Annotated in this window: 7 protein-coding genes; 1 reads left to right on the top strand and 6 read right to left on the bottom strand. The window is 48.6% G+C overall.

The genetic code is table 11. The features are described 5' to 3' along the window. Positions 1-41 precede the first annotated feature (41 nt). Entirely contained in the window at positions 42-929 is an 888-nt protein-coding gene (locus AB4Z08_RS34795; protein WP_441578390.1) for a COG4315 family predicted lipoprotein, read from the bottom strand. 218 nt (positions 930-1,147) lie between these two features. Between AB4Z08_RS34795 and AB4Z08_RS34790 the strand changes: the two genes are divergently transcribed. Further along, positions 1,148-5,179, top strand: coding sequence for a DEAD/DEAH box helicase (locus tag AB4Z08_RS34790; RefSeq protein WP_441578389.1), 4,032 nt, complete (start codon positions 1,148-1,150; stop codon positions 5,177-5,179). Positions 5,180-5,190: 11 nt separating this feature from the next. Here AB4Z08_RS34790 and AB4Z08_RS34785 read toward each other — a convergent pair whose 3' ends face one another. From AB4Z08_RS34785 to AB4Z08_RS34765, 5 genes are all read right to left on the bottom strand, one after another. Further along, positions 5,191-5,949, bottom strand: coding sequence for an SDR family NAD(P)-dependent oxidoreductase (locus AB4Z08_RS34785; RefSeq protein ID WP_441578388.1), 759 nt, complete (start codon positions 5,947-5,949; stop codon positions 5,191-5,193). Positions 5,950-5,971: 22 nt separating this feature from the next. Next, entirely contained in the window at positions 5,972-7,690 is a 1,719-nt protein-coding gene (locus AB4Z08_RS34780) for an IlvD/Edd family dehydratase (protein ID WP_441578387.1), read from the bottom strand. A 104-nt stretch (positions 7,691-7,794) separates the two neighbouring features. Continuing rightward, on the bottom strand, positions 7,795-9,552 hold the full coding sequence (locus AB4Z08_RS34775; RefSeq protein WP_441578386.1) for a family 43 glycosylhydrolase: 1,758 nt from the start codon (positions 9,550-9,552) through the stop codon (positions 7,795-7,797). 4 nt (positions 9,553-9,556) lie between these two features. Further along, complete coding sequence (locus tag AB4Z08_RS34770) at positions 9,557-10,888, bottom strand: glucoamylase family protein (protein WP_441578385.1); 1,332 nt, start codon at positions 10,886-10,888, stop codon at positions 9,557-9,559. Positions 10,889-10,907: 19 nt separating this feature from the next. Further along, on the bottom strand, positions 10,908-12,392 hold the full coding sequence (locus AB4Z08_RS34765; protein WP_441578384.1) for a RagB/SusD family nutrient uptake outer membrane protein: 1,485 nt from the start codon (positions 12,390-12,392) through the stop codon (positions 10,908-10,910). Positions 12,393-12,403 lie beyond the last annotated feature (11 nt).

Here is a 12,403-nt window from a genome sequence, read left to right as displayed (position 1 = left end):
AACAGTACCGGCTTTGGATAAAGCCGGTACTGTGTTGATTATTATGGCTGCGGAGCTGCTGCTACATCTCTGGTAACAACAGGCCATACACCCGGCGCCGGGAAGCTAACGCCTTTGTTGGCGCCTCTTACACCTGCGTCCTGTCCGAAGTAGTACAGTGGCCAGCCTTTATAGGTCAATTGTTTTTTACCAAATACAGTGATGCTGCCAAACAGTGTTTTGTCGAGCGTAGAAGGCACAACGATCTGATCTGTTTCATAAATAGGCCACACTGCATTATTAGAGAAATCTGCTTTTGTGAATTTATTGACATTGAATTTATCAATGCTGAAAGCATAGAGGGTTACACCTTTACCATCGGTGAAGTAGAGTGTTTTACCGGTACCTTCTGTATGGTCCGCCAGGTAGTTTTTACCGTCTGCACCTACCAGCTGTGCATTTACCAGTTGTATGGAGTAGTCTGTTTTGGCTACAAACCACACGTTATTTACTGCTTCTCCTTTAGTTTCCCCTGCGGCCTCGCGCACATTGGCGCCATTTACGTTAGGTGCATAGTAATACAGCGGCCATCCTTTGTAGGTAGTTTGTTTTTTGCCGTCTGTAGTGGTAATGGTGTTGAAATCCTTGATATCTAAACCTGCGCCCAGTGCGGCCTGTGCCAGATTGTCTCCTGCATAATAAATAGGCCATACCGCTGCACATCCGCCACTGCAGTGATTGGCGCCATCGAAGTCGTTGGAGAAATAATAAAGCGAATTACCGTCCACATCGGAGATATGCGCGCCAAGTGTAGCGCTGGTGCTGAGTTGTACTACTGGTTTAGGTGTTGGTTTATCCGGATTATTGTTGTCATTTCCGCCGCAGGCGCTGAAAACCACAATGCCGGCCACAGCTATCCATGAGAATAAGGTGTTTGTTACGCAGTTCATGCTGATTAAAATTTTTGATAATGAAAGATAAATACGCAATTGCCTGCCGTTGGTCAGCAAGGTTTGGCAATCCGGTACGCATCCTTATTCGCAAAAAACAGGGAAAAGGTTGCCGCGGCAGAAAAATAATTTTAGGATGGTCAGGGTAAATCCGGTATAAATTCCAACGCCATTATTTAAAACCGCCCCACTCCCCATAATCCGCTAAATTTGCAGCCATGGTAAACGAAAGCTACTACCTGCAGCAATATGAATCACAGGAAAGCCATACCCGGCTGGTGATGGATGTGATGTCTGTGTACCTGTATCCACTGGAAACATTCACCATTACAGATGCCGTAAACCGGGTAAAAGAAGTGAAGGGGACGGAGATCAGCGTGATACTGAAGCACCTGGTGACCACCGGGCTGGCCATCAAAAATGTAACGGGTAACTACGCGTTGATACCGGAACTGAACTTTTTACTATTTCCGAAAAATATAGGTCAGCCGCAATATGTTGTCCTGAAGGGCAGATCCCGCCATGCTATTCATGTTTTTTATAGTGCGAATGCACGTTTGCAGGACCTGCAACAACTACTCACCGCTTATTTTACCGGCGACCGCTTTTTATTATCTGCTCCTGTGAAAAGGCTGGAGCTGGAACTGGATGAATACCAGCCGTACTTATCCTACCTGTTGTACTTCCCGGCATATGCGGAGCTGTTGCCCTTTTTCAGCCAGGAAAGTGTAAACAGTATGGCTTCCTATGCATTGAAGTATAACCTGCTGAAAATGCCGCCGGTAGCTGAGCTGGAAGCATTTCGTCAGCAATATGCGGTCGGTTTTCCGGAGTTGTCTATCCTGCAGGGGCATTTTAATTTGCCTGCGGAAGATACATCTGCCGATGATTTATACGCCCGGGCAGTCACATTATTGTATAGCGGTGAACCGGAAAAAGCCCTTGCGCAGTTTGAAAAAGGAATCAAACGGCAACGGCAGTACGATAAGAAAAATACCCTGCCTTTATCCCCGGTATTTTCTTTTTATTATGCATTTACATTGGCGGTATTGCCTGGTGAAAAGGTGAACCCGCTGATCACAAAAATAGTAGCCGCCTACGAACGAAAGCTGTTGCCCACTTTTACACCAGCCGTTTGCCTCTTGCATTTTCACGCGGGGCGCAAAGAAAAAGCAGATAACCTGTTATTGATTTTGCTGGAAGGCGGGGAAAGCAAATTGTTGAGCTACCTGGCGGTACTATGTTTGCAGCTGCTGCATCCCAAAAGCAGATTATTACGCACCTTTGGTCCACTGGCAGGCCATCTGCTGAGCCTGGGTATGGAGCGCCACTACCGGCTACTGACCTACGAATATTTATATTTATTTAAGGGAGATGATTACGCAGGTTATGAAAGTCAGTTCCAGGAAGCTGCTGTCATCACCGGTCATCCGCCGGTATTTTCACAGATGGAGCAAACACCTGACTGGGAGCGGTTGCTGAATACATTATTGGGGGCAGATAGCCATCTTACAAAAAAAGAAAAAAATGTAGCGGTCTCCCGGTTAATCTACCTGATAGATTTTGATCACTATAAAATACAACCGGTACTGCAAACTTCGCAGGGAGCAAACACCTGGAGCGCCGGCAGAAATGTGGCATTGAAGAAGCTGAAAGATGGAAAGGCGGAAGCCATGACTGATCAGGACTTTCGTATAGGCAATACCGTACAGAAAGATCATTACTATAATTATGATGGCGAGTCGTTTTCTTTTGCAGAAACCGTATGGCAGGAAATTGCAGGGCATCCGCTTTTATTTTCCGCAGATGATCCCACTATTTCCGTGGAAATTGTAAAAGCACAGCCGGAGCTGAGTGTGAACAAAAACGGTCATGGATATACGTTTAGTGCCAACATAGCCGACTATATCAGTGAAACGGTGTTTGTAAAGGAAACCAATACCCGGCTGAAAGTGATCAGTCTTACTGCCCAGCAGCGGCGGTTGTTGCAAACACTGCAACAGATACCGCTGGTGCCGGCTGCAGGAAAGGATAAACTCATACAGGTATTAAAAAGCATTGGTGCGCATCTGACTATCCATGCGGACATGGGAGATATTGCTGCCAACATCAATAAGCGACCGGGCGACAGCCGTATTGTAATACAGCTGCTGCCACTCGGAGAAGGGCTAAAAGCGGGAATATATGTAAAGCCATTTACGATGGATCCGCCTTATTGCAAGCCAGGTACGGGCGCACATAATATCATTGGCATCAGTAATGGAGAACGCTGGCAGGCCATCCGGGATCTGGCCAAAGAGAAAAGTAATATCACTGCGTTGATGAACCTCATCCAGGGTGCTATTGCACAGGATCTTTCCGATGATACCATCATTTTTGAAGATCCGCTGGACTGCCTGCAACTACTGGAAATCATCAAAGAACACCCGGAGCTTGTGAGGGCAGAATGGCCGGAAGGCGAGCGTTATAAAATCAGCCACCAGGCAGGCTTTTCTCACCTGAGTATTTCACTGAAAGAAAAGGACCACTGGTTTATGTGCGATGGAGATCTGAAGGTAGATGAAACTACTGTGCTGGCGCTGAAAGACTTACTGGATACCACGCGTACCGTTAAGAAAAGATTTATTGCCTTACAGAACGGCGAATACCTGGCACTAACAGCCGACTTACGCAGACGCCTGAACGAAATGTCCAGTGTTGCGAAAATAGACCGTAGTACCGTAAGCATACAACCTTTTGCGGCAACGGTGCTGGACGAATTGCTGGAGCAGGCAGGTAGTGTTACCACAGATGCTGCCTGGAAAGCCTTCTCCCTCAAACGCAGTACTGCCATGGAATTGGTAGTGCCGGTACCAGTTACCCTGCAAACAACGCTGCGGCCCTACCAGGAAGAGGGCTACCGTTGGATGACGCACCTGGCCGCCTGGGGAGCCGGTGCCTGCCTGGCAGATGATATGGGGCTAGGTAAAACCATCCAGGCCATTTCGCTGCTCCTGCACCGGGGGCAGGAAGGTGCTGCGCTGGTCATCTGTCCCGCTTCTGTGGTGAGCAACTGGAGCAATGAAATAAACCGGTTTGCCCCCTCATTGAATGTAATATACCTGCACAATGGTAACAGGGCTGCCCTGGTAAAAGGCGCCGGTTCTTTTGATGTGGTCATTACTACCTATGGTTTGCTGCAGGCAGAAGAGCAGTTGTTATCTTCCGTGAAATGGCCTACCATCGTGCTGGACGAAGCGCATACAATTAAAAACTTCCAGACAAAAACATCTAAAGCTGCTATGTCGCTGCAGGCAGGATTTAAACTCATGCTAACGGGGACGCCTATACAAAATCATATGGGAGAGATCTGGAACCTGTTTAATTTCCTGAATCCCGGGTTACTGGGCACACTGGACCATTTTAATAAACAGTTTGTATTCCCGTCTGTACGCAATCCGGAAAGTACGGTGAAGCAGCATTTGAAAAAGCTGATTGCGCCATTTATCCTGCGTCGTACCAAAACCGGTGTGCTGGATGAGTTGCCACCTAAGACAGAGATCGTGAAGCTGGTGAGTTTGTCGCCGGACGAAGCAGCCTTTTACGAAGCCCTGCGCCGCAAAGCCCTGGAAAATATCAAGGCACAGGAGGGCAGTATGGCACAACAACATATCCGTGCACTGGCAGAGATCAGCCGCCTGAGAATGGCCGCTTGTAACCCGCAAATGGTGGATGCAGAAACAGATATTGCTTCTTCTAAATTAACTGTGTTCCGGGAAATTGTGGAAGAGCTGATCTCCAATAATCACCGGGCGCTGGTGTTCAGTCAGTTTGTAAAACACCTGGACCTCGTGAGGGAAGCGTTGAATGCCATGGGTGTTACTTATCTCTATCTTGATGGCAGCACGCCGATGTCGCAGCGGGATAAGCTGGTGAAAGATTTCCAGGCTGGCAAAGGGCAGTTGTTCCTGATCAGCCTCAAAGCAGGTGGGCTGGGGCTTAATTTAACCGCAGCAGATTATGTGATTCATATGGACCCTTGGTGGAACCCGGCTATTGAAGAGCAGGCCTCCGACCGCGCACATCGTATCGGGCAAACCAGGCCGGTGACTATTTACAGGCTGGTAGCGCAACATACGATTGAAGAAAAAATCATTGAGCTGCATAATAGTAAAAGAGATCTTGCCGATCAGCTGCTCGAAGGCAGTGATCAGTCAGGCAGGTTAAATGCGAAAGAGTTGCTGGAATTGATTGCGGACAGAGATGAGTAGCCAACGATGCCTTAGAAAGGCGAGGGACTGATACTCGTCCAGCCGCCATCAATGATCAGGCTTTGGCCGGTAATATGCCGGGCCATATCTGATACCAGGAAAAGGGCTGCATTGGCAATGTCGAGTGTAAATGCCGGTCGCCCCATTGGTGTTAATGTGGACCAGGTTTTTTCATAGGCAGGATCATCCAGCGTACGTTCTGTGAGCGTAGCACCGGGTGCAATAGTGTTCACCGTAATTTTATAGGGAGATAGTTCTATCACTAAATTTTTAGCGAGCATTTCAAGCGCGGCTTTACTCATGCCGTAGGCGGCCAGGTCCTTATGTGCCTGATGGCCGGTAACAGAAGACATGAACAGGATGGCGCCGCCCAGTTCCTGTTGTTTCATCCTGTTGGCGGCTGTTTGTGCGAGGAAGAAAGTACCACCCAGGTTTACCTGCATGACCCGGGAAAAAGCGGCGGGTGTATAAGTAAAGAAATCGCCAAACAGGGTGATGCCTGCATTGGCAATGACAATATCGATGCTGCCGTAGCGGGTAACGGCAACATTGACCATTTTTTGTATGAAGCTTACATCGCTGGAATCACCCGGCATGGCAATGCAAATACCTTTATCGCTGGTGATGGTATCGGCGGCGTTGTTAGCCAGCGTTTCATCGATATCGTTCAGTATTACGATGGCGCCTCTTTGTACCAGTTGTTTGCATATTTCAAATCCAATCCCCTGGCCTGCGCCGGTAACGATAGCTACTTTATTTTCGAATTGCATAACGGGTGTTTTGCGCGTTTTATTAATGGGAATCCCTGGTAACTTCGCTGCCGGAGCTACCTTTCAGGAAATCGAGGTCCGCGCCCAAATGGGCTTGTTCTACATGCTGTTGGTACAGCTGCACATACCCGCGGGTAGATTGCGGATATACTGCTTTCCAGGATGCTTTTCTGCTGTCAATTTCCGCCGGTGTAATGTCTGCATGGAGGCGGCGGTTATGCACATCCAGCGTAATCATATCTCCATCGCGGATAACGGCGAGGGTGCCACCGGTAGCAGCTTCCGGCGATACGTGCAGTACGACGGTGCCAAACCCGGTGCCGCTCATGCGTCCGTCGGAGATGCGTACCATGTCGGTAACGCCTTTCGCCAACAGTTTGGCCGGCAAGCCCAGGTTGCCTACTTCCGGCATGCCGGGGTAGCCTTTAGGGCCTACATTTTTAAGCACCAGGATACTGTTTTCATCTACTTCCAGTGCAGGATCATCGATCCGTTTTTTATAATCGTCAATGTCCTCAAATACGACTGCTTTGCCGGTATGTTGCATCAGATGCGGGCTGGCAGCAGAGGGTTTGATCACCGCACCCTGTTCACAGATGTTTCCTTTTAGCACCACGATACCGGAAACGGCGTTGAAGGGACTGTCCAGCGGGGAAATAACTTCTTTATTATAGCTGACTGCATTTGCATAATTGGCGCCGATGGTTTTGCCGTTGGCAGTGATACAATCCTTGTGCAGATGATCGAGCAGGATGTTGATCACGGCCGGAAGTCCACCGGCATAGTAAAGATCTTCCATAAAATAACTCCCCGATGGTTGCAGGTTAGCAATCAGCGGGATGTTGGCGGAAAAGGTATCCATGTCCTGCAGGTTCAGTTCTACCCCAATGCGTCCGGCTATGGCCAGCAGGTGAATAACAAAGTTGGTAGAGCCACCTATGGCGGCATTTACGCGAATGGCATTTTCAAAGGCTTCCCTGGTAAGGATATCTGACAAACGCCTGTTTTCGCGCACCATTTTCACGATTTCAGCGCCGGAGAGTTGAGCCAGCACTTTGCGAGCAGCGTCCGGTGCGGGAATAGCGGCGTTTTGTGGCAGGGAAAGCCCGAGGGATTCTACCATACAGGCCATCGTGGAGGCGGTACCCATTACCGCGCAGTGACCGTCGCTGCGGCACATGCCGGCTTCTGCCAGCATGAGTTCTTCGTTGGTCATCCGGCCGGCTCTTACATCTTCACTGAACCGCCAGATATCACTGGTGCCGATCTGATGGCCCCGGTGTCTGCCGGTGAGCATAGCACCACCGGAAACAACAATCGTGGGTATATTCACACTGCAGGCGCCCATTACCAACGCCGGCGTGGTTTTATCACAACCGCATAATAATACCACCCCATCCAGCGGGTTAGCGCGGATGGATTCTTCCACATCCATACTTACCAGGTTGCGGTATAGCATCGCTGTGGGCTTGATCAGCGTTTCACCGAGCGACATCACCGGGAACTCCAGCGGATAACCGCCGGCCTCCAGTACGCCACGCTTTACAGCTTCGGCCAGCTCCCTGAAATGTGAGTTACAAGGTGTGAGCTCCGACCAGGTATTACAAATGCCGATAATGGGTTTTCCTTCCAGCTCATGAGCGGGGATGCCCTGCTTTTTCAGCCAGGCGCGGTAAATAAAACCGTCTTTGCCTCCACGGGCAAACCAATGACTACTTCTGAGTGAGTGTTCCTGCTGCATAACGGGAAAGGATATAGAATAAGATACAATTATTTACGGATTCCGAAATTTACGCATTTTGAATTTGTAATGCAATGCCAAAGCAGGGCATCCGGGAGATATGACTATTCCGCTTTTGCCACCTTACTACCCGCAGAGATACCGTTTTCATTAATCGCCACAATGGAATAATAGTAAGGCTGCTGTTTATCCATTCCTTTAAAGTAATACTCGTTGGCATTATGCACCATTATACAACCATATAATTTATCCGGTGCAGTACCGAAGTAGATGTTATAAGCATAGGCATTGTCTACTGGTTGCCATTTAATCCAGGCACTGCGTTTATCCTTCTCCGTGCGTAGCACTATGAATGACTTTACGGTGTCCGGCGTTTGGCCGTTGCCGTTACCAAATACGCGCAATCCGCTGATGGCAAATTTTCCTCCTGGCATATGTATATTTTCCAATCTAACATACCTGGCTTTTACCGGCTTCGGTAAAGCAATGTAGTCGTGGGGCACATCCGTTTTATTCTGACTTTTATCTGCCAGTACCTGCCATCTTTTTCCATCTGTTGAATAACGGAGTATATACTGATGATAGATATCCAGCTGTTTGCCCATGAAAGGAGCATCCTGATCGGCGTAGTTGATCTGTATGGCGTTTACGGTACTTACGGCGCCCAGATCGCTTTGTATCCATTCGCCCTTGTTGCCGGTAGCAGCGCTCCAATAGGTTTTAATGTTTTCGTCCACTGCATTGTCAGGGAGATAGCCTCCGAGTGTGGACGATACGGTTACTGGTTTATTATAATTCAACAGCATCCAACCGGTAAAGGAGGGGTCCATGCGGAAGTCAGTATGTCCGTTTACGTTAGTATCGCGTGGAATACGGTGTGGATAATCTCCGAAGGCGGTGTTACTATATAGCACATCGTCTTTATCAAAACCTGCGGGCCACAGGCCCAGTCTTCTTTCAAAACTGTTTTTTACAGATATCACGGTAGTGGATACATGCCACCAGTTGCCGCTGGTATCCTGGAAGGTGCTCCCGTGACCGGCGCCACGGGCGAATCCTCCTGGTTTAAAGGAAAAAGGATTATGCGCCTGCGGAATAAAAGGCCCCAGCGGATGACCACTCACTACCACGCCATCGGCGTAGCCACTGAATTCTGTTCCCGGTGCTCCATATTGCAGGTAATATTTTCCATTATGTTTAGTCATCCAGGCGCCCTCTATAAACGGATCCAGGAAAGTGTTATCCATGTATTCGCCAAATCGTTGCCAGCCGTATCGTTCATCGTTCAGGAGGTATAACTCTTTCCTGGCGCCTTTCAGTTGCAATGTTGTCCTGTCCACTTCTCCGCCATAAAGCGGATAACTGTTACTGCTGCCATTGTATTGGTACAGTCTTCCATCGTCATCCAGGAAAAAATCGGGATCCCAGCCTCCTGCTGCGAATGAGTCTACCGCCGTTTTCCACTGATTGCCTTTGGGGTTGGTACTCATCCAGATCGGGAAATCACTGGTATAGGTAGAGCCAAATACCATCATCGTATCGCCCATCACCCAAACTGCCGGCGCACATAATTCATCGTATACATGATGCCAGGGCTGCAGGAATTTACGGGAAATGAAATGCCACTGCGTAAGGTCATTGCTCCACCAGTAACCCCATTGATTGGTAGAAAAAAGATAGTAATCGCCTTTGTATGTAACGATGACAGGATCGGCAGTAGCCCTGTGTTTTCCCCATTCCGTAAAATTAGGAATGGGGCAGTAGCCATAGTCAATATTCATCGGGTTGCAATAGGTGGTTTGTGCGTATAGCCATTCCTGTGATAGCAGACATATTACCAATAGCAGAAGGTATGCTCTCATATATTTATTTTAATTGCGGACTAGTAAAATCCAGTTTTTTTAATCCGGTTTGTATTTCCGGGCAGCTCATAAAAAGCTGCCACAACAAACCGCTGCGGTAATTCTCTATCATCGCAATGATCGGCCCCTGGTCAATGGCCAGGTGTGAGGAAGCGTACCATTGCTGTGTTTCATTAAAAGCATCTGTAAACCCGTATTGGCGCCATATTTTTTTCCCCAGTTTGTAATAAAAGTATTTCAGTGCCTGCATGGAATATTCCGGTGTGTAAGGAAATGCAGATAAGGCAGCACTAGGAGTAATGGTACCAAAGTCGTTTTCCGGTGAGTGTGCATTGTAGCCATCATAGGTATCGCTGGCGGTGAGTCCCCAGCAATCAGCACTATAGCCTTTAAACCCCTTTGGGTTACGTATGCAGTATTCCCGGTTGATCCGTGTATGGTTGGTACTCTGTTCCCAATAGTCGGCGTAACGATCTTTTAATCCGCGGGGATCAAGTCCCAGGAAGGAATAATGTGAAAAGAAAAGCGGGCCGCCAAAATCAGATCCCAGCGGCAACCGTATTCCGAAAAATTCTTTGCCGTTGAGGAAAGATCTGCCGCTGGCCCATCCCTGATGATACACACTCGCTTTCACGGGATAGGTGGGGGAAGATGCTGCCAGCACATATGTCAGGAGGCATTCGTTCCATCCCTTGATTTCATGGTTCATACTCCATCCGTTGTTGGGACTCCAATGCCAGTACAATACACTTCGCCCATCACGTGTATACCAGTCCCATTCTACTTCCTGCCAGGTAGCGTTGATTTTATCACGTAGTTCTTTTTCGCGGGGTGTATTACGGTCAAAGTATTGCCGCGCGGTTAAGAGTCCTTCAAACAGAAAGGAAGTTTCTACGAGGTCGCCGCCATCATCTTTCCTGCTGAAGGGGATGGTTTTTCCTGTGCGGCCGTTGAGCCAGTGAGGAAATACGCCGTGATAGTGATCTGCTTTCCGTAAAAAATCAATGATGGTCAGGAGCCTGTTCAGCGCTGCTTCGCGGGTAATCCATTGACGAGAGGTGGCTACGACGATGGCCATTACGCCAAAGCCGGTGCCACTGGTGGTCACTACGTTATCGCCATCATCGTGCGCGCTGTTACTACTACGGTCCCGGACCATACCTGAAACGGGATGACCGAAGTCCCAGAAGTAGCGGAAGGTTTGTTGTTGCACCAGTTCCAGCAATGCCGTATCAGAAAGGCCCTGCCGGATGGCAGACCTGTTGGGTGTTTGCTGTTGTGCCTGCGCGTGATACGCGAACAGGCACAACAGGATAATATATTTTAATGATTGCATTCTTTGCAGTTTATGGTCCTTAATATCCTGGATTTTGTGTCAGTTTGCCTGCGCTCACGTCTATTTCATTTTGCGGCACCGGCCATACTTCGTTTTTACCACGTACAAAGCCCAGTGGTCCGAGTACCTCTGGTGCACGTCCCTGACGGATCACATCAAAATAGCGGTCGTTCTCCATCGCGAGCTCCACCCGTCTTTCACGCCAGATAGCATTGCGTAAGGCTACTTTTTCTGTTACGGTTACATCGGGTAATATACCGGTTAAACCATTTCTGGCGCGTAGTCTTACGGCATTGAGGGAAGAAAGGGCTTGTGTGGCATTTCCCAGTTCATTGGCGGCTTCAGCGTTCATCAGTAGTACTTCTGCATAACGGATGACACGGATGTTTTGATCGGCGCCTTCTTTATAACCACTGACGAAAAGTTTAAAAGGTACATATGATTTCTGGTTAAACCGGGGATTTACACCAACAGGTGAAACCGTATCTTTTTCCGGCGTGATTTCGCCACGGAAGATGATGGTGGCATCACGTCTGGGATCACCAGGTTCATAGGCATTGACGAGGTTAACGGTAGGGACATTAAAACCCCAGCCGCCGCCTACCTGTTCTTTTACACCCTGTATCTGGGAGTATTGAGAATTGGAGGCATCTGCATTTCCGGGAATCAGTTGTGCCTGTATTTCAAAAACAGATTCAGGTGCATTTTCATTCGGAATACGGAATAGCTGTTCATAATTTGGGAAGAGCGTATATCCCAGTTGCATCACCTGGTTCGTATAGTTAAGTACATCAGACCATTTCTTTTGGTACATCGCCACTTTAGCATGTAACGATAATGCTGCTCCTTTGGTAGCGCGTCCTTTGTCGGCAGCCGGATAGCTGACAGGCAGTACGGTTGCAGCTTCCGTGAGGTCCTGTTCAATAGCCGTCCATACTTCTGCTGCGGGTGTTCTGGCGATATTGTATTCATCCGGTGTTTTTGGAAGATGTAACCGTAGCGGAACATCACCAAACGCGCGCACCAGCCTGAAATTGGCATAGGCCCTTACGAACTTAGCCTCGGCAAGGTAGCGGGTTTTCAGGGCGGCGTCCATGTTAATATTGGGGATGTTATCTATCACCTGGTTACAGAAATTAACTTCCTGGTACTGTCCCTGCCAGAACTCCAGGATCTGTCCTTCTGTGGGAGAGGCGCTGAAATTGTCGAAGTTGGTGAGGAAGCTGGCATCAGAAGGTGTGCTGCCTTTTTCTGTATCATCAGCACCCAGACTTTCGATGGCGAGTGCAGCGAAGCCTACCTGTTTCCATTCACGGAGATTGGCGTATATGGCATTCACACCTTTGGTCGCATCTGCTTCTGACTGCCAGAATTGTTGGCTGGGCTGCTGACCCTGTGGTGGCACATCCAGGAAACTTTTTCCGCAACCGGCTGCCATCGCTAAGAGGACCGGCATCAAGTAAACGGCTATACGCAATTGGTAATATATGTGGTTATTTTTCATGATCGTAGTGA

Origin of the sequence: Chitinophaga sp. RAB17, assembly GCF_052114225.1 — a bacterium.
In the GTDB taxonomy this organism is placed as follows: domain Bacteria; phylum Bacteroidota; class Bacteroidia; order Chitinophagales; family Chitinophagaceae; genus Chitinophaga.
This window is presented reverse-complemented; position numbering and strand designations above follow the sequence as displayed.